The organism is Streptomyces sp. NPDC048191, assembly GCF_040652655.1.
GTDB lineage: Bacteria > Actinomycetota > Actinomycetes > Streptomycetales > Streptomycetaceae > Streptomyces.
Genome location: NZ_JBEZMO010000004.1, coordinates 86,654 through 112,325 on the forward strand (window position 1 = coordinate 86,654; position 25,672 = coordinate 112,325).

The 25,672-nt window shown below is 72.0% G+C and carries 25 protein-coding genes and 2 pseudogenes; 14 read left to right on the top strand and 13 right to left on the bottom strand.

Translation table 11 applies throughout. The annotated features are described in order from the left end of the window. Positions 1–5 precede the first annotated feature (5 nt). Complete coding sequence (gene fdh, locus AB0D93_RS08960; RefSeq protein ID WP_362115384.1) at positions 6–3,266, bottom strand: formate dehydrogenase; 3,261 nt, start codon at positions 3,264–3,266, stop codon at positions 6–8. Between the two features lie 487 nt (positions 3,267–3,753). On the opposite strand from fdh, the gene AB0D93_RS08965 reads away from it, so the two are divergent. Both AB0D93_RS08965 and AB0D93_RS08970 read left to right on the top strand, forming a co-directional pair. After that, the gene (locus AB0D93_RS08965; protein ID WP_362115387.1) at positions 3,754–4,122 is read left to right on the top strand and encodes an HAD family hydrolase; all 369 of its coding nucleotides are present in this window, start codon (positions 3,754–3,756) and stop codon (positions 4,120–4,122) included. A 107-nt stretch (positions 4,123–4,229) separates the two neighbouring features. Further along, complete coding sequence (locus tag AB0D93_RS08970; protein WP_362115390.1) at positions 4,230–4,772, top strand: DUF4232 domain-containing protein; 543 nt, start codon at positions 4,230–4,232, stop codon at positions 4,770–4,772. On the opposite strand, the gene nrfD is transcribed toward AB0D93_RS08970, so the two are convergent. Genes nrfD through AB0D93_RS08985 form a run of 3 tightly spaced genes read right to left on the bottom strand, consistent with a single transcriptional unit; the run spans position 4,762 to position 7,020 of the window. Then, complete coding sequence (nrfD, locus tag AB0D93_RS08975) at positions 4,762–5,769, bottom strand: NrfD/PsrC family molybdoenzyme membrane anchor subunit (protein WP_362115393.1); 1,008 nt, start codon at positions 5,767–5,769, stop codon at positions 4,762–4,764. The genes AB0D93_RS08970 and nrfD overlap by 11 nt on opposite strands. Continuing rightward, positions 5,766–6,782, bottom strand: a complete 1,017-nt coding sequence (locus AB0D93_RS08980; RefSeq protein WP_362115396.1) for a 4Fe-4S dicluster domain-containing protein — start codon at positions 6,780–6,782, stop codon at positions 5,766–5,768. The genes nrfD and AB0D93_RS08980 overlap by 4 nt, the downstream gene beginning before the upstream one ends. A 16-nt stretch (positions 6,783–6,798) precedes the next feature. Continuing rightward, positions 6,799–7,020 carry a hypothetical protein gene (locus tag AB0D93_RS08985; protein ID WP_362115399.1) on the bottom strand — a complete coding sequence of 74 codons (222 nt, stop codon included), beginning with the start codon at positions 7,018–7,020 and terminating at the stop codon, positions 6,799–6,801. A gap of 187 nt (positions 7,021–7,207) precedes the next feature. On the opposite strand from AB0D93_RS08985, the gene AB0D93_RS08990 reads away from it, so the two are divergent. Beyond that, on the top strand, positions 7,208–7,381 hold the full coding sequence (locus AB0D93_RS08990; protein WP_362115402.1) for a hypothetical protein: 174 nt from the start codon (positions 7,208–7,210) through the stop codon (positions 7,379–7,381). On the opposite strand, the gene AB0D93_RS08995 is transcribed toward AB0D93_RS08990, so the two are convergent. Together AB0D93_RS08995 and AB0D93_RS09000 are read right to left on the bottom strand one after the other, a co-directional pair. After that, positions 7,362–7,808: an ATP-binding protein gene (locus tag AB0D93_RS08995; protein ID WP_362115405.1), complete on the bottom strand. Its 447-nt coding sequence runs from the start codon at positions 7,806–7,808 to the stop codon at positions 7,362–7,364. The two genes, AB0D93_RS08990 and AB0D93_RS08995, sit on opposite strands and share 20 nt — an antisense overlap. A gap of 256 nt (positions 7,809–8,064) precedes the next feature. Beyond that, positions 8,065–8,238, bottom strand: coding sequence for a CsbD family protein (locus AB0D93_RS09000; RefSeq protein WP_362115408.1), 174 nt, complete (start codon positions 8,236–8,238; stop codon positions 8,065–8,067). A gap of 157 nt (positions 8,239–8,395) precedes the next feature. Between AB0D93_RS09000 and AB0D93_RS09005 the strand changes: the two genes are divergently transcribed. From AB0D93_RS09005 to AB0D93_RS09015, 3 genes are all read left to right on the top strand, one after another. Then, positions 8,396–8,818, top strand: coding sequence for a MarR family transcriptional regulator (locus AB0D93_RS09005; protein WP_362115411.1), 423 nt, complete (start codon positions 8,396–8,398; stop codon positions 8,816–8,818). Positions 8,819–8,952: 134 nt separating this feature from the next. Beyond that, on the top strand, positions 8,953–10,608 hold the full coding sequence (locus tag AB0D93_RS09010; protein WP_362116242.1) for an MFS transporter: 1,656 nt from the start codon (positions 8,953–8,955) through the stop codon (positions 10,606–10,608). A 168-nt stretch (positions 10,609–10,776) separates the two neighbouring features. Further along, entirely contained in the window at positions 10,777–11,964 is a 1,188-nt protein-coding gene (locus AB0D93_RS09015; RefSeq protein WP_362115414.1) for an ANTAR domain-containing protein, read from the top strand. Positions 11,965–11,975: 11 nt separating this feature from the next. On the opposite strand, the gene AB0D93_RS09020 is transcribed toward AB0D93_RS09015, so the two are convergent. The 3 genes from AB0D93_RS09020 to mgrA all read right to left on the bottom strand — a co-directional run bounded on the left by AB0D93_RS09020 (position 11,976) and on the right by mgrA (position 13,980). After that, positions 11,976–12,599 carry a DedA family protein gene (locus AB0D93_RS09020; RefSeq protein ID WP_362115417.1) on the bottom strand — a complete coding sequence of 208 codons (624 nt, stop codon included), beginning with the start codon at positions 12,597–12,599 and terminating at the stop codon, positions 11,976–11,978. A 23-nt stretch (positions 12,600–12,622) separates the two neighbouring features. Further along, complete coding sequence (locus tag AB0D93_RS09025) at positions 12,623–12,811, bottom strand: hypothetical protein (RefSeq protein WP_362115420.1); 189 nt, start codon at positions 12,809–12,811, stop codon at positions 12,623–12,625. 125 nt (positions 12,812–12,936) lie between these two features. Beyond that, positions 12,937–13,980, bottom strand: a complete 1,044-nt coding sequence (gene mgrA / locus AB0D93_RS09030; protein ID WP_362115423.1) for an L-glyceraldehyde 3-phosphate reductase — start codon at positions 13,978–13,980, stop codon at positions 12,937–12,939. Positions 13,981–14,232: 252 nt separating this feature from the next. Here mgrA and AB0D93_RS09035 point away from each other — a divergent pair, with 252 nt between their 5' ends. Further along, on the top strand, positions 14,233–15,705 hold the full coding sequence (locus AB0D93_RS09035) for an MFS transporter (RefSeq protein WP_362116245.1): 1,473 nt from the start codon (positions 14,233–14,235) through the stop codon (positions 15,703–15,705). A 149-nt stretch (positions 15,706–15,854) separates the two neighbouring features. Further along, positions 15,855–16,688, top strand: a complete 834-nt coding sequence (locus tag AB0D93_RS09040) for a chitosanase (RefSeq protein ID WP_362115426.1) — start codon at positions 15,855–15,857, stop codon at positions 16,686–16,688. A gap of 10 nt (positions 16,689–16,698) precedes the next feature. Here AB0D93_RS09040 and AB0D93_RS09045 read toward each other — a convergent pair whose 3' ends face one another. Beyond that, a complete protein-coding gene (locus AB0D93_RS09045) occupies positions 16,699–17,319 on the bottom strand; it encodes a DUF4328 domain-containing protein (RefSeq protein ID WP_362115429.1) in 621 nt (206 codons plus the stop codon). Between the two features lie 159 nt (positions 17,320–17,478). Between AB0D93_RS09045 and pgm the strand changes: the two genes are divergently transcribed. After that, positions 17,479–19,119: a phosphoglucomutase (alpha-D-glucose-1,6-bisphosphate-dependent) gene (gene pgm / locus AB0D93_RS09050; protein ID WP_362115432.1), complete on the top strand. Its 1,641-nt coding sequence runs from the start codon at positions 17,479–17,481 to the stop codon at positions 19,117–19,119. Positions 19,120–19,172: 53 nt separating this feature from the next. Here pgm and AB0D93_RS09055 read toward each other — a convergent pair whose 3' ends face one another. Beyond that, a complete protein-coding gene (locus tag AB0D93_RS09055) occupies positions 19,173–20,090 on the bottom strand; it encodes an SGNH/GDSL hydrolase family protein (protein ID WP_362115435.1) in 918 nt (305 codons plus the stop codon). Between the two features lie 195 nt (positions 20,091–20,285). Beyond that, positions 20,286–20,543: a DUF5133 domain-containing protein gene (locus AB0D93_RS09060; RefSeq protein WP_362115438.1), complete on the bottom strand. Its 258-nt coding sequence runs from the start codon at positions 20,541–20,543 to the stop codon at positions 20,286–20,288. Between the two features lie 98 nt (positions 20,544–20,641). Between AB0D93_RS09060 and AB0D93_RS09065 the strand changes: the two are divergent. The 5 genes and pseudogenes from AB0D93_RS09065 to AB0D93_RS09085 all read left to right on the top strand — a co-directional run. Continuing rightward, positions 20,642–20,770, top strand: a pseudogene (locus AB0D93_RS09065) (NAD-dependent dehydratase); the annotation flags it as partial. Continuing rightward, positions 20,755–20,946, top strand: a pseudogene (locus tag AB0D93_RS09070) (hypothetical protein); the annotation flags it as partial. The pseudogenes AB0D93_RS09065 and AB0D93_RS09070, both read left to right, overlap by 16 nt. A 64-nt stretch (positions 20,947–21,010) precedes the next feature. Beyond that, positions 21,011–21,667 carry a 1,4-alpha-glucan branching protein gene (locus AB0D93_RS09075; RefSeq protein ID WP_362115440.1) on the top strand — a complete coding sequence of 219 codons (657 nt, stop codon included), beginning with the start codon at positions 21,011–21,013 and terminating at the stop codon, positions 21,665–21,667. 214 nt (positions 21,668–21,881) lie between these two features. Beyond that, positions 21,882–23,738, top strand: coding sequence for a M1 family aminopeptidase (locus tag AB0D93_RS09080; RefSeq protein ID WP_362115443.1), 1,857 nt, complete (start codon positions 21,882–21,884; stop codon positions 23,736–23,738). Between the two features lie 207 nt (positions 23,739–23,945). Then, the gene (locus AB0D93_RS09085; protein WP_362116248.1) at positions 23,946–24,731 is read left to right on the top strand and encodes a lysozyme; all 786 of its coding nucleotides are present in this window, start codon (positions 23,946–23,948) and stop codon (positions 24,729–24,731) included. Between the two features lie 111 nt (positions 24,732–24,842). Here the strand turns inward: AB0D93_RS09085 and AB0D93_RS09090 are convergent, their stop codons facing one another. After that, positions 24,843–25,478 carry a LysE family transporter gene (locus AB0D93_RS09090; RefSeq protein ID WP_362115445.1) on the bottom strand — a complete coding sequence of 212 codons (636 nt, stop codon included), beginning with the start codon at positions 25,476–25,478 and terminating at the stop codon, positions 24,843–24,845. Positions 25,479–25,672 lie beyond the last annotated feature (194 nt).

The following is a 25,672-nucleotide window of genomic DNA, read 5'->3' on the forward strand; positions in this document are numbered from 1 at the left end:
GGCCGCTACGGCTCCGTGCCCGTGTGCTCGTCGATGCCCGCCCGGGCCCGGTAGGCCCGCACCAGCTCCACCGAGGCCGGACCGCGCGGCCGGCGGCCCGGGCGGATGTCCACGGCGAACGCCTTCGACTCCTGGATGTGGGTGTTCGGGTCCAGGGACAGATGCAGCAGCTCGTTGGCCGCGTCCCCGGTGCTGTAGCCGTTGGGACCCCAGTGGTACGGCAGCCCCACCTGGTGAAGCCGGCGCCCCTGCACCGTCAGCGGCGCCATCCGGTCGGTCACCAGCACCCGCGCCTCGATCACCCCGCGTGCGCTGACGATCGTCGCCCACCCGGTGTGCTCCAGGCCCCGTTCGGCCGCGAGTTCCGGGGAGACCTCGCAGAAGAACTCCGGTTGCAGCTCGGCCAGATACGGCTGCCAGCGGGACATGCCGCCCGCCGTGTGGTGCTCGGTGAGCCGGTAGGTCGTGGCCACGTACGGGAACACCTGTGAACCGGGCTCGTCACCGCTCGGCTGGTAGCGGTTGTCGGGGATCGGCGCGATCAAGTGCCGTACCGGGTTGCGCTGCTGGTCGTAGAGCAGGTTCGGGAACGGCGAGTCCTGCGGCTCGTAGTGGGTCGGCAGCGGTCCGTCGGTCAGCCCGGACGGCACGTACAGCCAGGCCTTGCCGTCGGCCTGCATGACGAACGGGTCGGTGCCGCACAGCGCCTCGGGCCCCGTCGCGTCCTCGGGCGGCTCGTGATCGGGCGACTTGTCCTTCTTGAAGTCCGGTACGTCGTGCCCGGACCACTCGCCCCTGTCCGCGTCCCACCACACCAGCGCCTTCCGCTCGCTCCACGGCCTGCCCTCGGGGTCGGCGGAGGCGCGGTTGTACAGGATCCGCCGGTTGGCGGGCCAGGCCCAGGCCCACTCGGCCGCCACCCAGTCCTGCTCCCGGCCGGGCTTGCGGCGGGCCGCCTGGTTGACGCCGTCGGCGTACACCCCGCAGTAGATCCAGCAGCCGCAGAGGGTCGAGCCGTCCGGTTTCAGCTCCTCGTACGAGGAGAGGGGTCCGCCTTGCGCGTCACGGCCGTTGATCTCGGCGAGCACGGCCTCCGCGTCCGGTTCGGCACGCCGGCCCTTCGTCGGGTAGTCCCAGGTCAGATCGAGCACCGGCCGGTCCATCTCGTCGGCGGAGCCGGCGAGCTTCTCCCGGATGATCCGCCCCAGGTGGTAGGTGAACCACAGGTCGCTGCGCGCCTCGCCGGGCGGCTCGACCGCCTGGTGGTGCCACTGCAGCAGCCGCTGGGTGTTGGTGAAGCTGCCGTCCTTCTCGGTGTGCGCGGCGGCCGGCAGGAAGAACACCTCGGTGCCGATGTCCTCGGTGCGCAGCTCGCCGGTCTCGATCTCGGGCCCGTCCTTCCACCAGGTCGCCGACTCGATCAGGGAGAAGTCGCGCACGACCAGCCAGTCCAGGTTCGCCATGCCGAGCCGCATCACCTTGGAGTTGGCGTTGCCGACCGCCGGGTTCTCGCCGTACAGGAAGTAGCCCTTGCAGGTGCCCTCCCGCTGGGCCATGGCCGTCTCGTACGCCGAGTGGCTGCCGGTCAGCCGGGGCAGGTAGTCGAAGCAGAAGTCGTTGTCGGGCCGCGCGGCGTCACCCCAGTAGGCCTTGAGCAGGCTCACCAGGTACGAGCGCATGTTGCCCCAGTAGCCCTTGTGGGCGGCCTCGGCCTGTACGAAGGCGTCCAGGTCCTGGTTCTGGTGGGCGTGCGGCATCGGGATGTAGCCGGGCAGCAGGTTGAACAGGGTCGGGATGTCCGTGGAGCCCTGGATGGAGGCGTGCCCGCGCAGCGCGAGGATGCCGCCGCCCGGCCGGCCGATGTTGCCGAGCAGGGTCTGCAGGACACAGGCGGCCCGGATGTACTGCACTCCGACCGTGTGCTGCGTCCAGCCGACCGCGTACGCGAACGCCGTCGTCCGGTCCCGCCCGGAGTTCTCCGTGACCAGCTCGCACACCTGCCGGAAGAGATCCTGCGGCACCCCGCAGATCTGCTCCACCATCTCCGGCGTGTAGCGCGCGTAGTGCCGCTTGAGCTGCTGGAACACACAGCGCGGGTGGGTCAGCGTCTCGTCCCGCTCCGGCTCGCCCTCGCCGATCACCGCGCCGCCGGAGCCGTGCGCCTCGCCGCGTGCCGCCTCGGTCACCGAACTGCCGCCGCCGGTGCGCTCCTCGTACTCCTGGTCGCGCTCCCCGGACGCCGCCTGGATCTCGCTGCCCTCGTACTGCCAACTCCCGTTGTCGTAGGAGCGGTTCCGGGCGTCGAGGCCGGAGAACACACCCGCCAGGTCCTCGGTGTCGTGGAAGTCCTCGCGCAGGATGACCGGGGCGTTGCTGTAGGCCACGACGTACTCGCGGAAGTACTTCTCGTGTTCCAGCACGTAATGGATGATCCCGCCGAGGAAGGCGATGTCCGTGCCCGCGCGCAGCGGCACGTGCACGTCCGCCAGCGCGCTGGTGCGGGTGAACCGCGGATCGACGTGGACCAGCTTCGCGCCCCGCGCCTTGGCCTCCATCACCCACTGGAACCCGACCGGATGGCACTCGGCCATGTTCGAGCCCTCGATGACGATGCAGTCCGCGTTCTGCAGGTCCTGCTGGAAAGTGGTGGCGCCGCCGCGTCCGAACGAGGTTCCCAGACCGGGAACGGTGGAGGAGTGTCAAACACGCGCCTGGTTCTCGATCTGGATCGCTCCCAGAGCCGTGAACAACTTCTTGATGAGGTAGTTCTCTTCGTTGTCGAGCGTGGCCCCGCCGAGGCTCGCGATGCCGAGGGTGCGCCGGGTGCGGGTCTCGTCGACCTCCCACTCCCAGCCCGCCCGGCGCGCCTCGATCACCCGGTCGGCGATCATGTCCATCGCGGTGCCGAGGTCCAGCCGCTCCCACTCGGTGCCGTGGGGGCGCCGGTACAGGACCTGGTGCTCACGGGCGTCCCCGGTGGTCAGCTGCAGGCTCGCGGCGCCCTTGGGGCACAGCCGCCCGCGCGAGATCGGGGAGTCCGGGTCGCCCTCGATCTGGGTGACCTTCTCGTCCTGGACGTACACGTTCTGGCCGCAGCCCACCGCGCAGTACGGGCAGACGGACTTGACCACCCGGTCGGCCGTGGCCACCCGGGGCTGGAGCCGCTCGCTGTGCCCGCTCTTCGCCGCGGCACCCCGGCCCAGCGGATCGGTGCCCGTCAGCTGGCGGTAGACCGGCCAGGAGTCGATCCAGGTACGTACGCCCACAGCCGCTCCTCCCGCTCGGTGGCTCGACTCTCCCGCATCTGCGCGGCCACGGCATCTCGCGCCGTGGTGAGGCGCGGAGTACCCCGGCCAGGTGCGGTCAAACGGGCCCGGCAGGTGCGAGGGGACCGGTCCGGGGGACTCCAGCGCTGCGGTGTGGCGGTGCACGGGCCGTGTCGGGTGCCCGTGATGTCCGGTTGGTCGCGGCCCCGCCCTGGTGTTCGACGTCAACGAGACCCCCCACCGACATGACTCCGCTCGCCGGCCGTCTGGAGCAGGTCGGTCTGCCCGGCCACCTCCTGGCCGCCTGGTTCGCCGGGGTCCTGCGTGACGGCCTGGCCCTGACCCTCGCCGGGGGGACACGCGTCCTTCGCGGCCGTCGCCACGGACGGACTGCGGGCGCCGGCCGCGCAGACGGAGGGCGCCGCCGACCCCGAGGAGGCCGCGGCCCACGTCCTCGCCGGACTGCCGGAACCGCCCGTGCACCCCGGTGCCGGGCGGGGCACGGGCCCTGCACGCGGCCGGGTACCACCTGGCGACTCTGACCAACGGTTCCGCCGGCACCACCCGCACGGTGCTCGACCGCGCCGGACTGACCGACTGCTTCGCCGCCCACCTGGACGTCACGGCACCGGGGCGCTGGAAGCCCGCACCCGAGGCGTACGCCCACGCGCTGCACGCCCTGGGCGTGCCGGCCGGTACCGCCCTGCTGGTCTCCGTGCACCCCTGGGACATCGACGGCGCCGCCCGCGCCGGCCTGGCCACCGGCTGGCTGCGCCGGACCGCGCGTCCCTACCCCACGACCGCGCGCCCCGCCGACCTGACCGCCACCGCCCTGCCGGACCTGGCGGCCGGCTGAAAAGCCACCCGAAGTTCTCAGGGCCGCGAACTTTTCCCCCACGGCAGGCATCACACCTGGATACAAGGCAACTTGCACAGCTGGTAACGAAAGGACACATACCCGCCATGACTCGTCAGCACTTCATACGCGCGACGCTCACCGCGACCACGGCCGTCGGACTGGGGATCGCCGGCGTGGGGGTGGCCCAGGCCTCGGGATCCGGTGCCGTGGCCGGCACCCCCACCTGCGCCGTCTCGGGGCTGACCGCCTCGTTCGGCGAGACCCTGGCCGGCGGCATGAATCATCAGGGGGTGGTGCTGAAGCTCAAGAACACCAGCGCGCACACGTGCCTGCTGCGGGGCTACCCGGGCCTCGGCCTGGAGAACGCCGCGCACCGCACGCTCCACTCGACCACCCACTGGGGCGACACCTGGTACGCGAAGAGCCCTGCCAAGACCACCCTGACCCTCCGCAAGGGCCAGAGCGCCGAGGCGGTCATGTCGTGGACCCACGCCAACACCGGCACCTCGGGCGCGGTCCACGCCGCCTATCTGGAGGTCACCCCGCCCGCGGCGACCGGCCACAAGACGCTGAAGTTCCCGCAGTGGGTCGACTTCGGCGACCTCCGGGTCACCGCGCTCGCCCACCGGATCCCCGTCACTCCCTGAGCAGCCGCTCCCGCTGAGGCACGACCGTGTACTTCGGGTCCTCGGCGGAGGCCACCCCGGCGTGGAACACGCCGAAGCGCAGGGCCGCCGAGCCGGTGAGCAGCGCGGCTCCGGCCGCCAGGGCCAGGCGCCGGTCCCGCCCGCCGAACAGGGCGAGGACCGCGCCGCCCGCCGTCAGCACCTCGGCCGCCCGCAGCAGCAGGTGCGGCCTGCCCGCCTCGAAGGGTTCCGCAGTCAGTCCCATGCGCCGCTTCATGGCCCGGAACGCGCCGAGTTCCAGGGCCGCCCCGAGTACGGCCAGTCGGCGGGCCGGGCCCGCCTGAGCGGTCGGGGCCGCGGCCAGGGCCAGTCCGGAGGCCGCGGTGGCGGCGGAGCCCGCGAAGACGAACGGGAGCTCGCGGTACCCCTCGTGCCAGGACGGCACCGCCGTGTCCGACAGCAGCACCGCCGTGTACGTGGCCACGGCGGGGCCGAGCACGGCGGCAGCGGCGGTGGCGGCGGAGCCCAGCAGCCGGTACCGGCCCGCCACCTCGGTCGCCGCGGCGGTCAGCGTCAGCGGCGCGTACCCCGCGAGCAGCCACGAGCCCACGCTCATGGGCGAGGTGACCTTGAAGACGCGCAGCATGTTCAGGAACCGGCCCGGCCGGCCCAGGTCGTGGACGAGCGCGGCCAGCGACAGCGAGACCGCCCCGGCCGCCCCCAGCTTCGCGGGAGCCGCGAGCCCCGGCCGGCCGGTGGCCTGGCCCCCGGCGGCGAGCAGCGAGGACGCCCCGGCAAGGCCGCCGAGATACAGGTATCCGGCGATGTCCAGCGGCTGCCACGTCGGCTTGTTCAGCACGGGCTCGCCGTAGTACGAGGAGAACTCCGCCTCCGGCACCATCGGCTGCTCGCCGCGCCCGCGCCGGCCCCTGCGGCGGCCGGCGCGGGCACCGGTCGGGGCCTGCCGGCCGGGCCGAGCCCCCTGGACGCCGTCCGGGGTGACGTCCGACTCGCTCATCGCGGCCTCCTCACGAAGCTGCCCAGGGCCAGGGCCACCAACGTGCCGGCGGCCAGCGCCGCGTGCCGCCACATGTCCGGCAGGTCCCGGGTGGTGACCACCGGGTCGGGCGGCAGGCCGTAGACCTCGGGCTCGTCCAGCAACAGGAAGAAGGCGCCGTCGCCGCCGACCCCGTCGTCCGGGCTCTCGCCGTACAGCCGTGCGTCGGTCACGCCGGCCGCGTGCAGTTGCGCCACGCGGGACCGTGCCCGCTCCCGCAGCTCCTCCAGGGGGCCGAACTGGATGGAGTCCGTGGGGCAGGACTTGGCGCAGGCGGGCTCCATGCCGACGCCGAGCCGGTCGTAGCACAGCGTGCACTTCCACACCCGGCCGTCGTCCTTGCGCTGGTCGATGACGCCGTAGGGGCAGGCGGGCACGCAGTAGCCGCAGCCGTTGCAGACGTCCTCCTGGACGACGACCGTGCCGAACTCCGTGCGGAACAACGCACCGGTGGGGCACACGTCCAGGCAGGCGGCGTGCGTGCAGTGCTTGCACACGTCGGAGGACATCAGCCAGCGCAACTCGGTGCGGCCGTCCGGGGAGACGGGGGAGATCTGCCCGGCGGGAGCGCCTTCGGGCGCCTGGCCGGGCGGGGGAGTGGTGGCACCCGGGCCGGGAGAGGCGGCGTCGGTGCCCAGCCGCGCGGCGGCCGCGAACACGTCGACGTCGTCGTGGGCCACGCCGGGTTCCTGCCCGCCGAACGGCTTGCGCTGCTCGACGAAGGCCACATGCCGCCAGGTGTCGGCGCCCAGGCCGCGGGTGTTGTCGTACGACATGCCGGTCAGGACGAGACCGTCCTCCGGGATGGCGTTCCACTCCTTGCACGCCACCTCGCACGCCTTGCAGCCGATGCACACCGAGGTGTCGGTGAAGAAGCCCATTCTCGGCGGGGCGTCCGGGTAGCCGGCGGCCCCGGCCACGTCCGGCTGCGGGCCGTACCACTGATGTCCGCGGACCTCGTAGCCGTCCCTCATCGGCGTGCCTCCTCGCTCATGACCCCTCGGCCCCCTCGGGTACCTCGCCCGGCGGCGCCCGCACGAACTCCACCCGGCGCTTCTGCCAGGCGGTGGCCGGCGGCTCCACGCTCCTGCCGAGGTACCAGCGGCTCAGGGCGTTCCGCAGCCGGTGCCGGCGGAACCAGCGCCAGACCTCCGTGCCCTCCGCGCGCGGCCGGGGCGTGTCGCGGCACGAGGCGGTGGGCGTCTCCGCCACCGCGTACTCGCCTTCCGACCGTGCTGGGTCCCTCACTGTGGGTGCCGTCTTTCGAGCCTGGCACGGGTGCCCCGGCTCCGCGCGCTGGAAACGGTGACGCGCCCGTTTGCCCGTCCGGGGCCACCCGTTGCCGCGGACAGCGGACAGCGGTCAGGTGCGCGGGTGTGCCGGTGTGGAGGAGGCGGGCGTGGTGAACCTGTTCGAGGCCATCGCGGCCTGGGGCGTGGAGCGGGTCCACGGAGTGCCGGGACTGGAGGTCGAAGGGCGGGCCGGCGCCCTGTGCGCCGGCGGCGAGACGCTGGACGCCGGCCGGTTCCGTCGCGTCCCTCCGGTAGGTCCACTCAGCCGTGCTCGGCGGTGAGGGGCAGGGTGGCGGTGATCCGTTTGCCGTGCGGCAGCCGGGTCACCTCAAGGGCGCGGGACAGCATCGCGACGAGATGGAGACCGTGCCCGCCGACCCTGCGGGGATCGGGCGGGCGCCGCAGCGGCGGGTCGGTGGACGTGTCCGAGACGGTGATGCGCAGGACGCCGGCGTCGGGCCAGGTCTCCAGGCTCAGGGTGCACGGGCCGGGGGCGTGTTTGGCGACGTTGGTGACGAGTTCGCCGACGACGAGCCGGGCGTCCTGCACCGTCTGTCGCCCGGGTGCGGGCCGCACCCGGGCCAGCAGGGCGGCGACGGCGTCCCTGGCGTCGCAGATTCCGGCCACGGCGTCGTCCCAGGTACGGCTGTAGCGCACGGGCGCGGTGCGTGCCTGCGTCCTGGTGTGCGTCCCGAGCGGGATCTCCATAGGTCGTTGCCCTCTTTCTCCGGCGCCGGGGTCCCTCCCGTGTGCGGGATCGTCCCGTTGCTGCTCGGATACCCCAGGTGCCACCGATCAAGGCGACCTCCGCCGCGAATCCTCCGGCTGCCCAGGAGCCCCTGGTCACAGGCCGGGGACGGGCGTGAGCACGGCGGCACGAGCGCGGCGACGGGCCCGGGAATCCGGCGTCCGCCGGATTCCCGGGCCCGTTCGGAGTCTCCAGGAGCCGCAGATCCGGCGCGGCTCAGTGCTTGAAGGTGTCCTTGGCCTTCTCCTTGGCCTGCCGGGCGTCGCCGCGCGCGCCTTCCGCGCGGCCCTCGGCCTCCATCCGCTCGTTGCCGACGGCGCGGCCCATGGCCTCCTTGGCCCTGCCCTTGACCTGTTCCTTCTTGCCCTTCGCCTTCTGGTTGCCTGCCATCGGGTGTCACATCCCAACGTAGTGCGAGGTCCGGTCCACACTCGGCTTGCCACTGAGCGAGGCCATAAACCGGGAATTACGGTCATCTCCGTCCCGGGACCGCGATTACTCATCCTTGGTTGAACAGTCCAGACTGATAAACCTATCGTTAGTAATCATGGACACGGTTGCACTCGCCGCCGCACTGCGGCTGGCCATGGGCCGGATCGTCCGCCGACTACGCCAGGCGCACGCGGTCGGGGACGTGACCCTGTCCGGCGTCTCGGTGCTGGCCCGGCTGGCCCGTAGCGGTCCGGACTCGCCCGGCTCCCTCGCCGATCTGGAACGCGTCCGGCCGCAGGCCATGGCCAGCACCCTCGCCGGACTCGAACAGCGCGGACTGGTGAGCCGTACCGCCGACGCGGCCGACGGCCGCCGGGCCATCGTCTCGATCACCGGCGACGGACGGACCGTGCTGCAGCAGCGCCGTTCCGAGTCCGTGAGCCGCCTCGCCCACGCCCTCGACGAGTTCACACCGCAGGAGCGGCAGGTCCTGCACGACGCCCTGCCCCTGCTCGACCGGCTGGCGGAACGGCTGTGACCGGCCGTGCGCCCGCCGCGGGCATACGCGGCCGCCTCCTCGCCCGCTCGGCCCGCCTCCGGGACACACCCCCGGGCCCCGGCTACAAGTGGGTCGCCCTCTCGAACACCACCCTCGGCGTCCTGATCGCCACGATGGACGCCTCCATCGTGATCATCTCGCTGCCGGCGATCTTCCGCGGCATCGGCCTCGACCCGCTCGCGGCCGGCAACATCGGTTACCTGCTGTGGATGATCCTCGGCTATCTGCTGGTCTCGGCCGTCCTGGTGGTCGTCCTGGGCCGGCTCGGCGACATGTTCGGCCGGGTCCGCATCTACAACCTGGGCTTCCTGGTCTTCGCCTGCGCCTCCGTCGCGCTGTCACTCGACCCGTTCCGGGCGGGCGCGGGCGCCCTGTGGCTGATCCTGTGGCGCGTCGTGCAGGCCTTCGGCGGCTCCATGCTCACCGCCAACTCGGCCGCCATCCTCACCGACGCCTTCCCGGCCCGGCAGCGCGGCATGGCGCTCGGCGTCAACCAGATCACCGCGCTCGCCGGGCAGTTCCTCGGCCTGCTCGCCGGCGGACTGCTGGCCGCGGTCGACTGGCGCGCGGTGTTCTGGGTGAGCGTCCCCGTCAGCGTCACCGGCACCGTTTGGTCGTACCTGAGCCTGCGCGAGACCTCGGCCGGCGGACGTGGCCGCATCGACTGGCTCGGCAACCTCACCTTCGCCTCCGGCGCCGGCATCCTGCTCGCGGGGATCACCTACGGCATCCAGCCCTACGGCGGCCATCCCACCGGCTGGACCAACCCCTGGGTACTCGCGGGTCTCTTCGGCGGTGTGTTCCTGCTGCTGACGTTCTGCCTCGTCGAGACCCGGGTCGCCGAGCCCATGTTCCGGCTGTCGCTGTTCCGCGTGCGGGCGTTCGCGGCCGGGAACGTGGCCGCTCTGCTGACCGCGATCGCCCGCGGCGGGCTGCAGTTCATGCTGATCATCTGGTTGCAGGGCATCTGGCTGCCGTTGCACGGCTACGACTTCGAGGACACCCCGCTGTGGGCCGGCATCTTCATGCTGCCGCTCACCCTCGGCTTCCTCGTCGCCGGGCCGGTCTCCGGCTACCTGTCCGACCGCTTCGGCGCCCGCCTCTTCTCCACCGCCGGGCTGGTCGTCGTCGCCGGGTCCTTCCTCGGTCTGCTGGCCCTGCCCGTGGACTTCGACTACGGCGTCTTCGCGACGCTGCTGCTGCTCAGCGGCATCGGCCAGGGCATGTTCTCCTCGCCCAACACCTCCTCCATCATGGGCAGCGTGCCCGCCCGGTACCGGGGTGTGGCCTCCGGGATGCGCTCCACCTTCCAGAACTCCGGGACGGCCCTGTCCATCGGCGTCTTCTTCTCGCTGATGGTCTCCGGACTGGCGAGCACCCTGCCGAAGACGCTCGGCAGCGGACTCCAGGCGCACGGCGTGCCCGCCGGGACCGCGCACGAGGCGGCCTCGCTGCCGCCGGTCAGCACCCTGTTCGCCACGTTCCTCGGCAACAACCCGATCGGCCATCTGCTCGGCGACGGCGGCACCCTGGACCGTCTGACCGCCGCCCAGCGCGCCACCCTGACCGGCCACACCTTCTTCCCGGAGCTGGTCTCCGGCCCGTTCCACCACGGCCTGACCATCGTCTTCGGCGTGGCCGCGGGCATGGCCCTGGTGTCCGCGCTCGCCTCCGCCCTGCGCGGCGGCCACGAGCGCGCCGACGACGACACCCGCCGGGCCGGCCCCGAGCGGACGGCGAAGGCCCGGCCCACGCGCACCTCGTCCTAGCGGTCGGGCCGGCGGACACCGGAGATCCGGGCACGCCGTCCGGCCGGGGCACGGCCCCAACGCCCCGGGGAGCGGCTTGCGTTTGCGCCGCGCGAGGGACCAAGGTGGAGGAGGGAACGGTCAGGAAGCCGCGGAGGTCCGCGAGCCGAGGTCCGTGGGTGAGGCCCTGTGACGGGAGAAGCCACGGTCACCGTGCAGCCGGTGACCGAGCAGGTGGTCGTGCTGCGACTGTCGGGGACGCTCGACGCCCACGGCGCCAGGGTCCTCGGACGCGAGCTCGGCCTGCGGCTGAGGCGCGCCGACGAGCGGGGCCTGCGGCTCGTGCTGGACATGTCCGACGTACGGCACGTGAGCAGCGCCGCCGTGCACATCCTCGACGCCCACACCCGCAACCGCGCGGCCGGACCCGTGCTCGTCTCCGGTGCCAGCCCCCCGGTCCGGCGGGTGCTGACCGCGACACCCCTGCCCGGCATCCGCCTGTACCCGAGCCTGGAGGGCGCCCTCGCCACCGTGAGCGGTACGTACGCGAGCCAACCCGCGCCGACCCGTACCCGCCCTGGCGAGGACAGCGCCGACGAGGTCTTCGGCCTGCGGGCCAAGGCCCGTACCAGCGGGACCATCGGTATCGCCCAGGGCATCCTGATGGCCCGCTACTTCCTGCCCGGACCCGCTGACGCCTTCGCCCTGCTGCGCGCGGCCTCCCAGCACTACAACGTGCCGCTGCGGGTGCTGGCCTCCGCTGTGGTGACCGCGCCGCCGCCGCTGACGGCCGAGCAGTGGTTCCCCGGCCGTCGGCACATACCGCCGCCCGCCCTGGGGCTGCCGGAGGCCGGCCGGGTGGACCCGCGGGACCGGCGGCAGGTCCTGCGGGCGGCCCTGTACGCGGCGGTGACGCTGGCGGACGCCGACGCGGCCGAGATCCACCTGACCGACAAGGTGGAGGACGAGGCGCTCGTGCTCGAGGCCCATCACGGGCTGGACGCCAGTTACCGCGACTGCTGCGCGCTGGTGGCCGGACCGCCGGCGGTGTGCGCCCGCGCGCGGGCCGCAGGCCGGCCGGTGACGGTGCCGGACGTGGCCGCGGATCCGGAGCTGGCGGGTCATCCGGTGGGCCGGGCGGCGCTCGCGGCGGGCAGCAGGGCGCTGCACGGCGTACCGATGACGACGGAGGCCGGCGAGTGCAGCGGAGTGATCACGGTGCACCGGGTGACCGCCGGCGCGTGGCTGGGTCCCGGTCAGGGGGCAGCCCTGGACCTCCTGGCCCATGATCTGGCCGCGTGGCGTTCCTGGTACCGGCGCACCGCGGTGCAGGACGCGCTGGAGTACGTGCACGCCCTCGGCACCGGGGGCGGCTGAGCGCGGAGGGGTCAGCGCTCGCGTCGCCGCCGTACGAAGTGCCGTACGACGAACGCCGCGATGAGCGCCGCGGCGGCGGCGAGGATGTAGAGCTGGTACCGGGAGATCTCGTCGTAGACGGTGGTGATGTGGTTGCCCACCAGATAGGCCAGAGTCGTCCACAGACCCACCCACAGGGCCGCGCCGAGTGCGTTGTAGGCGAGGAAGCGGCGCCAGTGCATGCCGGTGGTCCCGGCGATGATGCCGTTGGCCTGGCGCAGGCCCTCGATGAACCGGGCCACGGTCACGATCTTGCCGCCGTGCCGGCCGAAGAACTCCTCGGCGGCCTCGAACCGCTTGGGCGTCAGGAAGACGTACCGCCCCCACCGGTGCACGAGGGTCCGCCCGCCGACCCGGCCGATCAGGTAGCCGATGTTGTCCCCGACGACGGCGGCGACGAACGCGATGGCCGCCACCGCCACGACGTTCAGCCGACCCGCGCCCGCGTACACCCCGGCCGCCAGCAGGATCGTCTCGCCGGGGGCGGGGACCCCGAAGTCCTCCACCAGGACCACGGCTCCCACGGCCCAGTAGCCGTAATGGCCGAGCAGCGGCGCCAGATGTGCGAGCGGACCCGGGAGCGGAGGGGCGGCCATGCCTCCACGGTACGTCGCCGCGATCAGCGCCAGAGGCCGGAGCGGGCGGTGCCTTCCTCGTCGCCGGGCACGTCCTGGCAGATGTGGCACAGTTCGTGATCCCCGTCGCGGGTGACGACGGTTCCCCATCCGAGGCACTGCTCGCAGTCGCGCGCCAGGCTCAGGTCGGGCTGGGGAGGGAGCAGGGGGGTGCGGTCGACTCCGTACGCCATACGGGGAGCGGCTCCTTGGATGCGCGGGGTGTGCTGCGAGAACAGGCCTGACAACGCTGTCCGGGCGAGTTCAAGTATGTCCTACTTTTCCCTTATGTCTGTGACGTGGGTCACATAAGTGCGAGTTAGCCGAGATTGCCCAGCCGGGCCTCGCGCCACAGGTCGACGCCGCCGTCCGTGGCGTACTTGTCGATCTCGGCCAGTTCCTCCGCGTCGAACGCGAGGTTCTCCAGCGCAGCGACGTTCTGTTCCAGCTGCTCGGTGCGGGAGGCGCCGATGACCAGGGACGTGACCCGCTCGTCACGCAGCGCCCAGGCCAGCGCCAGCTGCGCCAGCGTCTGGCCGCGCCGGGCCGCGACGTCGTTCAGGGCGCGCAGCCGTCCCAGCATGTCGTCCGTCAGCCAGGAGGCGTCGAGCGAGGTGCCGCGCGCCGCCCGCGAGTCCTGCGGCACGCCCTCCAGATAGCGGCCGGTCAGCATGCCCTGGGCGAGCGCCGTGAAGCCGATGACCCCGAAGCCCTCCTCCTCGGCCGCGTCCAGCAGGCCGTCGGTCTCGATCCAGCGGTTGAGCATGCTGTACGACGGCTGGTGGATCAGCAGCGGGGTGCCCAGCTCCCGCAGGATCGCCGCGGCCTGCCGGGTGCGCTCGGCGTCGTAGGAGGAGATGCCGACGTACAGCGCCTTGCCCTGGCGTACGGCGGTGTCGAGCGCCCCCATCGTCTCCTCCAGCGGCGTGCTCGCGTCCAGCCGGTGGGAGTAGAAGATGTCCACGTAGTCCACGCCCATCCGGCGCAGCGACTGGTCCAGCGAGGCGAGCACGTACTTCCGGGAGCCGCCGCCCTGCCCGTAGGGGCCGGGCCACATGTCCCAGCCGGCCTTGGTGGAGATCACCAGCTCGTCCCGGTACGGCGCGAGGTCCCGCTTCAGCAGCCGGCCGAAGTTCAGCTCGGCGGCGCCGTACGGCGGGCCGTAGTTGTTGGCCAGGTCGTGGTGGGTGATGCCCAGGTCGAAGGCGCGCAGGGCGATCTCGCGCTGGGTCTCGAAGGGACGGTCGTCGCCGAAGTTGTGCCAGTAGCCCAGGGACAGGACGGGCAGGTCCAGTCCCGAGCGGCCGGTGCGGCGGTAGCGCATGGTGCCGTCGTAGCGTGCGGGGTCCGCGACGTGGGTCATCGGGTCTCTCCGGGTGGTGCCGTAGGGGTGCCCCTCCGTGTGCGGACGGGCTCGTCCACCCTGCGCCCGCGCGCGGCGCAAGTCCAACCGCCGTCCCGGATGGGATTGAGCGGTTCCGTTTCTGAATCGGTCATGGGGGCAGGCGGTGGTGGAGCGAGAGCCAGGAGCAAGGGGGCGCTTGTGAGCGAGGGGACGTCGGACGGACCGCGCGAGGGCCGCAACCCGTCGCAGGCGCCGCATGCCGTGATCGGCCTGCCGCGCCAGGTCCGCGAGGAACTCACCCGTCGGCTCCGCCGCAACCGGCGGGCCTTCGGCAACGACGACGTCCAGGTCGTCGAGCGCCCGCTGCTCCGGCGCGCCGTGGGCGCCTCCGCGCTCGGCAACTGCATGGAGTGGTTCGACTTCGGCGTCTACAGCTACCTCGCCGCCACCATCGGCAAGGTGTTCTTCCCGGGCGCCTCCCCGGGCGCCCAGGTCATCTCCTCCTTCGCGACCTTCGCCGCGGCCTTCGTCGTCAGGCCGCTCGGCGGCCTGGTCTTCGGACCGCTCGGCGACCGGATCGGCCGGCAGAAGGTACTGGCCACCACCATGATCATGATGGCGGTCGGCACGTTCGCCATCGGCGTCATCCCCGGCTACCACACGATCGGCATCGCCGCGCCCGTGCTGCTCCTGCTGGCCCGCATGGTCCAGGGCTTCTCCACCGGCGGGGAGTACGGCGGCGCGACCACCTTCGTCGCCGAGTACTCGCCGGACCGCAGGCGCGGTTTCCTCTCCAGCTGGCTCGACTTCGGCACCTTCGTCGGCTACGCCCTCGGCTCGGCCCTGGTCACCCTGCTCAACCTCGCCCTGACGGACCAGCAGATGCTGTCCTGGGGCTGGCGCGTCCCGTTCCTGGTCGCGGGGCCGCTCGGTGTCATCGGCCTCTACATGCGGCTCAAGCTGGAGGAGTCCCCGGCCTTCCAGCAGCAGCTGGACGAACACGAGAAGGCCCTGGCGCAGGAATCGGCACGCAGCGAGTTCAAGGACATCGTCCGCAGCCACTGGCAGGCGCTGCTCATCTGCATGGGCCTGGTGCTGCTGTACAACGTCACCAACTACATGGTCACCGGCTATCTGCCGACCTATCAGACCGAGACCCTGCACCGCTCCAGCGGCTCCGCGGACCTGCTGGTGCTCGTGGGCATGCTGTGGATCGTCGTGCTGATCACCTTCCTGGGGCGGCTCAGCGACCATGTCGGCCGGCGTCCGGTGTACGGTGTCGCCGCCGCCGCGATGATCGTGCTGGCCATTCCCGCCTTTCTGCTGATCAGGGCGCACGGCACCTGGCCGCCGATCCTCGGTGTGCTGCTGCTGTCCACCCTGCTGGCCTGCTTCGCCGCGCCGAGCGCGGCCACGCTGCCCGCCCTGTTCCCGACCGCCGTCCGCTACGCGGCGATGGGCATCGGCTTCAACTTCGCCGTGGCCGCCTTCGGCGGCACCACTCCGCTGGTCACCGCCGCACTGGTCAACGCCACCGGCGACGACCTGATGCCCGCCTACTACCTGATGCTGGCGGGTGCCATCGGTCTGCTGACCGTCAGGTTCCTCCCCGAGAGCGCCCAGGTGCCGCTCAAGGGCTCGCGGCCGATGGTGGGTTCGCGTGAGGAACGGCGCGAACTCGTCACCGTCTCGAAGGAGCTGTACGCCTTCACGCGGCAGCGCGCGAAGACGGGACGCGGCTGAGCGGGCGAGGGGGCCCCGCCCGCACTGTTCGATCCTACGAACTTCACGCAAGTCGGGTTACCGGGTCGGCCCGCCTTTGATAGGAAACTTTCCTACCAGTAACGGTACGGACCAACTCGCCGCCCCCCACACCCACTTGGAGCCCTGTGGTGCACACAGACCGCGAAACCCCCGCCCACGTCTCGCGCCGGACCGTCGTCGCCCTGCTCGGCGCCGCCGCTGCCTCGGGCGCGCTGATCGGAACCCAGCGCGCCCTCGCGGCGCCCTCCGCCGCGACGGGCCTCGACGACCCGGCGAAGAAGGAGATCGCCATGGAGCTGGTGTCGAGTGCGGAGAACTCCTCGCTCGACTGGAAGGCCCAGTACAAGTACATCGAGGACATCGGCGACGGCCGCGGCTACACCGCCGGCATCATCGGCTTCTGTTCCGGCACCGGCGACATGCTCGACCTGGTCCAGCTCTACGCCGACCGCAAGCCCGGCAACGTCCTCGCCAAGTACCTGCCCGCCCTGCGCAAGGTCAACGGCAGCGACTCCCACGCCGGCCTGGACCCGAACTATCCCAAGGACTGGCGCACGGCGGCCAAGGACACCGTCTTCCAGCAGTGCCAGAACGACGAACGCGACCGCGTCTACTTCAACCCCGCCGTCGCCCAGGGCAAGGCGGACGGCCTGCGCACCCTGGGCCAGTTCTGCTACTACGACGCCATCGTCATGCACGGCGACGGCGACGACCCGACCAGCTTCCGCAACATCCGCAGGCGCGCCCTGAAGAGCGCCAAGCCGCCGGCGCAGGGCGGCGACGAGACGACGTACCTCAACGCCTTCCTCGACGCCCGGGTGTGGGCCATGAAGCAGGAGGAGGCCCACAGCGACACCACCCGGGTCGACACCGAGCAGCGCGTCTTCCTGCGCAAGGGCAACCTCGACCTGAACACACCGCTCGACTGGAAGGTGTACGGGGACAGTTACCACATCGGCTGACCGGCGGACGCTAAGAGGCGTGCGGCAGACCGGCGGGCGCGGGCACCGGAGTCACCGTCCGCAGCCCGGCGGCCTGCCGCGCCGTGATGCGCTGGATCAGGACGATCGCCAGGAGGGCGGCCAGGACGTCGAGGGTCTGGACTTCCACGAGCAGCGGCAGCGAGGCGCCACCGACCAGGCGCGCGCCCGCCAGGTTCAGCACCACGTGTCCGATCCAGGCCGCCCACCACACGTTCACTAGGGCGTCCGAGCGGCCCGGGCCGGCGCCGTCGGGCGCGCTCGCGCGGTGGACGTCCTGCACCAGCCCGCGAGGCACCCAGAGGTTGAACACCGGTATCAGCCAGGCCAGGACGGCCCAGGTGACGGAACCGGGAACCCGGCCGGGCGAGAGCAGTTCGGCGTTGCGCCGGCAGCGGGCGAACCACACCAGGAACAACACGATCGCGGCCGTTTCCACCCACACGAAGATCATCGACACCTGCCCGAAATCGGACGCCGTGGTCGTCTCCGGATGCAGCAGATGAGCACGGGCCGTCAGCGCGCGGACCAGTTCGCCGCCGGCCGCCGCTGCCACGGCGAACTGGGCGCAACGCGCGAGGAACCAAGGAGCCTGGGCGGCGGATGCGGTCACGGCTGAAGACCTGTCTGTGGAAGGCGCCCGGTACGGGCGGCAGAACGGCGCGAAGATCGGAGCACCGGATCATAGGCCGGTGCCCACTCGCGTGTCAGGGCCCTGACGAGGAAAGATGGGCGGTGAGCGATCGATCCGACGATGCGGAGGAACGGACTCATGCCGCACGAGCGAGCCGGCCGGCCGGCCGGTCCCGAGGACCTTGTCGACGTGGCCCGGCTGGTCACCGCGTACTACGCACTGCACCCGGATCCCGCCGACCCGGCACAGCGGGTGGCGTTCGGCACCTCCGGGCACCGGGGCTCGTCCCTGGCCACGGCCTTCAACGAGGACCACATCGCTGCCACCAGCCAGGCCATCTGCGAGTACCGCGCGGCCCGGCGCACCGACGGCCCCCTCTTCCTCGGCGCCGACACCCACGCCCTGTCCGAGCCCGCGAGGGTCACCGCGCTGGAGGTGTTCGCCGCCAACGGCGTCAGCGTGCTCATCGACAGCGCCGACGGCTACACGCCCACCCCCGCCGTCTCGCACGCGATCCTCACCCACAACCGCGGCCGCACGTCAGGGCTCGCCGACGGCGTGGTCGTCACCCCCTCCCACAACCCGCCCCCCGACGGCGGTTTCAAGTACAACCCGCCGAGCGGCGGTCCGGCGGCCTCCGACGCCACTTCCTGGATCCAGGACCGCGCCAACGAGATCATCACCGGCAATCTGAAGGACGTGCGCCGGGTGCCGTGTGCGCGGGCACTCACCGCGGAGACGACCGGGCGGTACGACTTCCTCGGGACCTACGTCGGCGATCTGCCGAGCGTGCTGGACCTGGACGCCGTCCGCGCGGCAGGTGTGCGTATCGGCGCCGACCCGCTGGGCGGGGCCTCCGTCGCCTACTGGGGACGCATCGCCGAACAGCACGGCCTCGACCTCACCGTGGTCAACCCGCACACCGATCCCACCTGGCGGTTCATGACGCTCGACTGGGACGGGCAGATCCGCATGGACTGCTCCTCGCCGTACGCGATGGCGTCCCTCATCGAGCAGCGCGACCGGTTCCGCATCGCCACCGGCAACGACGCCGACGCCGACCGGCACGGCATCGTCACCCCGGACGCCGGCCTGATGAACCCCAACCACTACCTCGCGGTCGCCATCGCGTATCTCTACCGGCACCGCGACCAGTGGCCCGCCGACGCCGGCATCGGCAAGACACTGGTCTCCTCCACGATGATCGACCGCGTCGCCGCCGACCTCGGCCGGCGACTGGTCGAGGTTCCCGTCGGGTTCAAGTGGTTCGTGGACGGACTGGTCGGCGGCGGCATCGGGTTCGGCGGCGAGGAGTCCGCCGGGGCCTCCTTCCTGCGCCGCGACGGCTCGGTGTGGACCACGGACAAGGACGGGATCATCCTGGCGCTGCTGGCCTCCGAGATCACGGCCGTCACGGACCGGACCCCGTCGGAGCACTACGCCGACCTGACCGCCCGTTTCGGTGCTCCCGCCTACGCCCGTATCGACGCGCCCGCGACCCGCGAACAGAAAGCGCTGCTCGGCAAGTTGTCACCGGCCCAGGTCACCGCGGACACGCTCGCCGGAGAGGCCGTCACGGCCGTCCTCACCGAGGCACCCGGCAACGGCGCCGCCATCGGCGGGATCAAGGTCACCACGGACAACGCCTGGTTCGCGGCCCGCCCGTCGGGCACCGAGGACGTCTACAAGGTCTACGCCGAGTCCTTCCTCGGCGCCGACCACCTCGCCCGGGTGCAGGACGAGGCCCAGGCCGTGGTGCTGGGCGCACTGGGCGGCTGAGGACCGTCGGAACACCTCGTGGCGGGACTCCGCCACGAAGGCACCCGGCCGGCTCAGCCGCGTCCGCGTCCCTGCTCCAGCCGCTCCAGCACCGCCTGCGCCATGGCCTGTTCTCCCCGGGCGTTGGGGTGCGCGGGAGCGGCGGGGGCGGCGGGCTGGAGCGGTTCGATCCAGCGGTCCGCGGGTGCCTTGCACATGTCGTGACCGACCGTGGGGCCGTACGTGTCGACGTACTCGGCCCGGTTCACCCCGGCCACCACGCGCAGCATCAGGTTCAGCCGCTTCTCGGTGTCCCGCAGGTAGGGGAAGTCCTTTTGTGCGAAGGGTACTTGAGGGAAGCAGCCGCTGCCGTCGTCGGGCAGCAGGTCCGGATAGCCGACGACGACCACGCGCGCGTGCGGCGCCCGGGCGTGCACCGCCCTGAGCACCCGGTCGATTTTCGGGGCGGTCTTCACGATCGCGAGCGCCAGCGCGTCGTAGCCGGACGCCTTGTACGAGCGCTCACAGGGGTTGCCCGTCGGGTCCTGGGCGGCCAGGTGGGCGCAGGTGTTGATGATCGGGCCGAAGCCGACGTCGTTGCCGCCGATCTGGACCGTGACCAGGTCCGTGTCCCGGTGTACGGCGTCCAGCTGGGGCGCGTTGGTGCCCTGTGCCTGCCACATCTCGGCGGTCGTCGCCCCGGCACAGCTGACGTCCTCGACGCTGCTCACCCGGCGCTGGGCCGCCACCAGCGAGGGGTAGTCGTGGTCGGAGCGGGCACAGTTGGCGTCCGCCTGCTGCGGGATGCCGGGGCCCGAGGTGTAGGAGTCGCCGAGGGCGACGTAGTCGACGCCGTGGCCGTGTCCCGCGGAGTGCGCGGAGGCCGGTGCCGTGGCGGCGGCGACGAGAACGCATCCGCCCAGCGCCGCCCCCAGTACGGTCGTTCCCCGCCGGGTTCTCGCCCCGCCCACCGCAGCTGTGCCGTTCGCCATGGATCCTCCCCCTGAGGCCGGTTCATCGCACGGTGCCGGCACCAAAGAGCGGCCCTCGCGCGTTCGACTGGGCCTGTATACCGTCCGGTTGGTCTCGGCGACCAGAAGCGGGACGCAACGAGTTCAGGGGGTTGGAGCGGACAACAGCGCCGGGACACGGCCCCGTTCGGAGGCCGTGTCCCGGTGTGAGTGCCGTCAGATCGCGGACACCGGCCCCGCCGGGCCGGCCGGCTCGAGCAGGGAGTCGTCCTCCGGGCGGGCTCCGGACAGCCGGTGGCGCGCCGCGATGAGGGCCATGTCGACGTCTCTGGTACCGGTGGCGACGCACAGCGTGTAGGACACGTCCGCCAGTCGCTGCCGTGCCTGCGGAGTGCTGTCCCCGGCTCCGAGCACCTTGAGGGCCTCGTACTGGGCGATGAGGTCCCGCAGAACGGCAGGGTGTGCCATCAGCATGCTTTCCGCCTCTCTGATGTGTCGTGTCGTATCGCCTGGCGTGTAGTCGACGGGGCACGTCGCAGCGCGAATACCCGCGTCCGCGCCCCGCATGCCACGGGAAGGTCATGGACACCGCCCTCGACGTCCGCGCGGACCCCGCGCGCATCCGGCCCGCGAACTCCGAGGTGACGCGGCTCGTCGCCGACGCCTCCCGGCTGGGCCGGGCCACCGGCCGGCCTGGACGGGGCGCCATCCGCAGGACCGGTTCTGACCTCTCGTCTACGGCGTCCCCGAGGTCCTCGTCCCGCTCGCCGTGCGCACCGCGCTCGAACGCGGCGCCGCGGTGTACGGCCCGGTGGCCGGCGAACTGCCCAACGTCTGGTCCGAGTTGACTCCGGCACTGCCAGCGCCGGAGGGATGACCTGCGGGAACGATGTGCGAAGCTGCGGGGTACAGCATCCGTACGACGGAGGAGCACCGCAGGCATGGCCATCATCCACCACACCACGCTCAAGCCCACGAAGCTCGAGCTGCTCACCGACTGGCTGCCCTCGCGCCCCTGGTACCGCGGCGGCCCGGACACCCCGGTGCTGACCAGGTCCGGCGGCTTCCGGCTGGACGACCCGGAGGGCGAGGTCGGCATCGAGTTCATGGTGGCCACGGACACCTCCACCCCGGAGCAGACCGCCTATCTCGTGCCGTTGAGCTATCGCGGCGCTCCGCTGGAGGGGGCGGAGCACGCGCTCGTCGGCACGACGGAGCACGGCGTGCTGGGCAAGCGCTGGGTGTACGACGGCGTCCACGACCCGGTACTGGTCACGGAGTTGCTGGCACTGATCGAGGGCCGGGCCCAGGCGCAGGCCCAGAGCGTGGACGGCGCCCTGGACCCCGAGGTGGTCCGCTCCTGCACCGGCGCCCCCTTGCCCCTGGACGGTTTCGCCCCCGAACCGGCCGACGACGAGGAGGGCACCCGACTCCCCGTGCCGCACGGCATGGTCCTGCACCTGCACCGTGTCCTGACCCCCGTCCCCGAGAACCCGCCGCTGCGCCCCGAGGGAGCGACGGGCCATGTGGCGCGCGGCTGGCAGGACCCGCAAGGCACCCCGCTGACGGCGGTCTTCGTGACGCTGCGCGCTTCCTGACCGGCGGTCGGTCGGCACATTCACCCGCACTTCTGGCATGGTCCGGTCAAATCTGTCACTCTTTCGGCAGCCCGCGCCCCGACCCCATGAGGGCGCGGCGCACCTCACGGTGCAGCGATCGCGCAAGCCCTGTCAGCGGCCGCCCCGGCGTACCCCAGCCGGCCGGCGGCCATCGAGCAGGCCGGGAATCCCGGCCGCCGCAAAGGAGTAGCGTGTGAGATCGACCCCCCACAAGGCCCTCGGCGCCGGTGCGCTCACCGTCGCCGCGGTGGCCGCCCTCGTGCTCCCCGGCACACCCGCCGCCGCCCGGCCGACCGCGGCACCCGCCGCCTGCACCCCGGCGCAGGTCGTCGGCAACGGCGGCTTCGAGAGCGGGACATCGCCCTGGTCGGCGTCCTCCTCCACCGTCATCACCAGCCGCGCGGGACAGACCGCCCACGGCGGCAGCTCCTACGCCTGGCTGGACGGTGTCGGCAGCAGTCATACGGACACCCTCGGCCAGAGCGTCACCATCCCGGCCGGCTGCGACGCCGCCACGCTCACCTTCTGGCTGCACATCGACACGGACGAGACGACCTCCTCCGTCGCGTACGACAAGCTCAGGGCCAAGATCGGCAGCACGACGCTGGCCACCTACTCGAACCTCGACAAGAACACCGGGTACGTGAAGAAGTCGATCGACGTGTCGGCCTACGCCGGGCAGACCGTCGCTCTCTCCTTCACCGGCACCGAGGACTCCAGCCTCCGGACGAGCTTCGTGCTCGACGACATCGCGCTCGACACCTCCGGTGGCTCCGCGCCACCGCCGGGCGACTCCACCCGCACCCCGGCCGCACCGTCGTACACGGTGAACCTCAGCAGCGACACGACCGGCACCGCGTGGGCCGGGCACGAGAGCGTGACCTTCACCAACGCCTCGGCCACCGCGCTGAACGAGGTCTACCTGCGGCTGTGGGACAACTACCACGGCACCTGCGACGCCATGCCGATCCGCGTCACCAACGTCACCGGAGGCACCGCGGAGGCCCCCTCGGTGGCGTGCACCGCACTCAAGATCGACCTGCCGGCCCCGCTGGCCCAGGGCCAGAGCGCCACCCTCGGCTTCGACCTCGGCATCACCGTGCCCAGCGGCGCCGACCGCTTCGGCCACGACGGCGCCTACAGCTTCATCGGCAACGCCCTGCCCGTCCTCGCGGTCCGCGACAGCGCCGGCTGGCACCTCGACCCGTACACCGACAACGGCGAGTCGTTCTACTCCCTGGCCGCGGACTTCAAGGTGACCCTCGACCACCCGAACGGCCTGCTGGTCCCGGCCACCGGCACCTCCACCGACACCCCCGGCTCCAGCGGCCGTACGGTGACCACGGCGACGGCGTCCAAGGTTCGTGACTTCGCCTGGGCCGCCGGGCCCTTCACCAAGATCTCCGGCACCTCCTCCGCCGGTGTCGCGGTGAACGTCTACTCGGTCTCGGGCATCAGCTCCTCCAGCGCCCAGTCCATGCTCAGCACCGCCAAGACCGCCGTGGACGCCCACGCGGCCCGCTTCGGCGCCTACCCCTACGGCGAACTGGACGCCGTGCTCGACAACAACTACTGGTTCGGCGGAATGGAGTACCCCGGCTTCGTCCTGGACGTGGTCAGCTCCACCGCCCTCACCCACGAGATCGGCCACCAGTGGTGGTACGGCATCGTCGGCGACGACGAGTACAACAGCCCCTGGCTGGACGAGGCGTTCACCGACTACGCCACCGACCTCGCCCTCGGCAAGACCGGCAGCAACTGCTGGAACAGCGTGTCCTGGGCCTCCAGCGCCGAGAAGATCACCAACTCCATGGCCTACTGGGACGCGCACTCCTCGCGCTACTCCACCGTCGTCTACGGCTACGGCAAGTGCGCCCTGCACGACCTGCGCCGCGTCCTCGGTGACACCGCCATGACCAAGCTGCTGAAGGACTACGCGACCGCGCACTGGTACGGCGTGTCCACCACGGCCGAGTTCAAGGCCGCCGCCCAGGCCGCCACCAGCACCGACCTCACCTCCTTCTGGACCCAGCACCGGATCGACGGCTGACCGCGCGGGCCGGTCGTGGGACGCGGCACCGCGTCCGCTCCCACGACCGGCCCGTAAGCCACCCGGGGACCACCCATACGGACCAAACACGGCCCGCGATGGAGTCGTTGGGCGGTACCCGGAGTGCGGTACAGCCCGACCACGGGTCAGATGGATCGTGTGCGAAGCCTCGTATTCCTCCACCGCGGCCGCTCACGCCTCGCCCTCATGGGCGCCCTGACCGGCCTTCTCCTCTCCCTGTCCAGCCCCGCTGCACATTCCGACTCGGGGGACGTACCCCCGCGCGGCAGCGCCTACATGGGCATCGGCGTCCTCGCCCACGACGGACGCGCCGTCGGAGCCGACGCCCCGCCCACCGTCCCCCGGGCCAGCCAGACCGAAGGCGTCGACGTCGCCAGCTACCAGGGTGACGTCAACTGGTCGGGCCTGTGGGGTGACGGCATCAAATGGGCGTACACGAAGGCCACCGAGGGGACGTCCTACACCAACCCCTACTTCACCCAGCAGTACAACGGCCCGTACAACGTGGGCATGATCCGCGGCGCCTACCACTTCGCGACCCCGGACACGGGCGGTGGCGCCGCCCAGGCCGACTACTTCCTGGCCCACGGCGGCGGCTGGTCCAAGGACGGCAAGACCCTGCCCGGAGTGCTCGACATCGAATGGAATCCGTACGGCGACGCCTGCTACGGCAAGTCCACGAGCGGCATGGTCAGCTGGATCCGGGACTTCGTGAACCGCTACAAGTCCCGCACCGGCCGTGACGCCGTCATCTACACGGCGACCAGCTGGTGGGCCCAGTGCACCGGCAACAACTCCGGTTTCGGGGCCAACCCGCTGTGGATCGCCCGCTATGCCTCGACCGCCGGGACGCTGCCGTCGGGCTGGTCGGTCTACACGATGTGGCAGTACACCTCCGCAGGCAAGAGCGTCGGCGACCACGACCGCTTCAACGGTGCCCTGGACCGGCTGAAGGTCTTCGCGACCGGCTGACCGGGCGTGCGCGCGCCGGCGAGGGCGTGGCGCCGAGGGCGTGGCGGCGATGGTTGCCGCTGGTGCCACCGATGACGGCGACCCCGGCCCACGGCATGTGACGGAAGTCCCCTACGGGTGGTGCTGGAGGACCATGCGGAGGGCGAGGGCGGTCATCACCGCGCTGGACGCCAAGGCCGTGACGAGCCGTCCCCGGCTGCCGGTCAGGAGCCGGCCGAGCAACGCTCCGCCGCCGGCCAGGAGCAGCTGCCAACTGGCGGACGCGGCGAAGGCGGCCAGGACGAACGCGGCCCGTTCGAGCGGAGGCGGATCGGCCGACGTCTGACTGCCGAGCACAAGGGCCGCGAAGTAGACCACGGTGAGGGGATTCATCATCGTGACACCCCACAGCCCCAGGAAGGCCCGGGCGGGGCGCGGCGGAGTCCGCTCGGTCCGTGAGGCCGCCCGCGGCTCGCGGTGGTGGGCGACCGCCGTCGCCGCGCCGCGGACCGCCAGCACGACGAGCACCGAGGCGGCGGCCCAGCGCAGTGGGTGGGTGACCGGCTCGACGGCGTGCGCCAGCGCGGAGCCTCCGAGCACGGCCACCAACGCGTAGACACCGTCCGCGGTAGCGACCCCCAGCGCGGCGCACGCGCCGATCTTCCACGAGGTCCGCGCCGTCAACGCCACCAGATAGGTCCCGACGGCCCCCACGGGCACGGCGATGCCGTAACCGGCGAGGAGCCCCGCGACCAGTGCCGCGGTCACGCGTGAACGGGCGTCGGCCTCCATGACGGGCCGGGCTGCTGCTGGCCGCGCACCGATCGGTCGGCGGCGGTCGGCGGCATGAAGGCAGTCATCGAGGTCATGCGCCGATCGTGGCGGCGGACCGGCCGCCCGGACAACTCCTTTTCCCGCGAGCACCACCAGTTCAGGGAGGTGCCTTGCCGGCGGCACGCAGC

Coding starts and splice junctions, on each gene's coding strand:
- AB0D93_RS09000 (WP_362115408.1), bottom strand. CDS start 8,238: ATGGCAGGCAACCAGAAGGCGAAGGGCAAGAAGGAACAGGTCAAGGGC.
- AB0D93_RS09020 (WP_362115417.1), bottom strand. CDS start 12,599: ATGGCCGCCCCTCCGCTCCCGGGTCCGCTCGCACATCTGGCGCCGCTG.
- AB0D93_RS09060 (WP_362115438.1), bottom strand. CDS start 20,543: ATGCTGATGGCACACCCTGCCGTTCTGCGGGACCTCATCGCCCAGTAC.
- AB0D93_RS09005 (WP_362115411.1), top strand. CDS start 8,396: ATGGACACGGTTGCACTCGCCGCCGCACTGCGGCTGGCCATGGGCCGG.
- AB0D93_RS09055 (WP_362115435.1), bottom strand. CDS start 20,090: ATGGCGAACGGCACAGCTGCGGTGGGCGGGGCGAGAACCCGGCGGGGA.
- AB0D93_RS08980 (WP_362115396.1), bottom strand. CDS start 6,782: ATGAGGGACGGCTACGAGGTCCGCGGACATCAGTGGTACGGCCCGCAG.
- AB0D93_RS09010 (WP_362116242.1), top strand. CDS start 8,953: ATGGACGCCTCCATCGTGATCATCTCGCTGCCGGCGATCTTCCGCGGC.
- nrfD (WP_362115393.1), bottom strand. CDS start 5,769: ATGAGCGAGTCGGACGTCACCCCGGACGGCGTCCAGGGGGCTCGGCCC.
- pgm (WP_362115432.1), top strand. CDS start 17,479: ATGCCGCACGAGCGAGCCGGCCGGCCGGCCGGTCCCGAGGACCTTGTC.
- AB0D93_RS09075 (WP_362115440.1), top strand. CDS start 21,011: ATGGCCATCATCCACCACACCACGCTCAAGCCCACGAAGCTCGAGCTG.
- AB0D93_RS08995 (WP_362115405.1), bottom strand. CDS start 7,808: ATGGAGATCCCGCTCGGGACGCACACCAGGACGCAGGCACGCACCGCG.
- mgrA (WP_362115423.1), bottom strand. CDS start 13,980: ATGACCCACGTCGCGGACCCCGCACGCTACGACGGCACCATGCGCTAC.
- AB0D93_RS08970 (WP_362115390.1), top strand. CDS start 4,230: ATGACTCGTCAGCACTTCATACGCGCGACGCTCACCGCGACCACGGCC.
- AB0D93_RS09085 (WP_362116248.1), top strand. CDS start 23,946: ATGGGCGCCCTGACCGGCCTTCTCCTCTCCCTGTCCAGCCCCGCTGCA.
- AB0D93_RS09025 (WP_362115420.1), bottom strand. CDS start 12,811: ATGGCGTACGGAGTCGACCGCACCCCCCTGCTCCCTCCCCAGCCCGAC.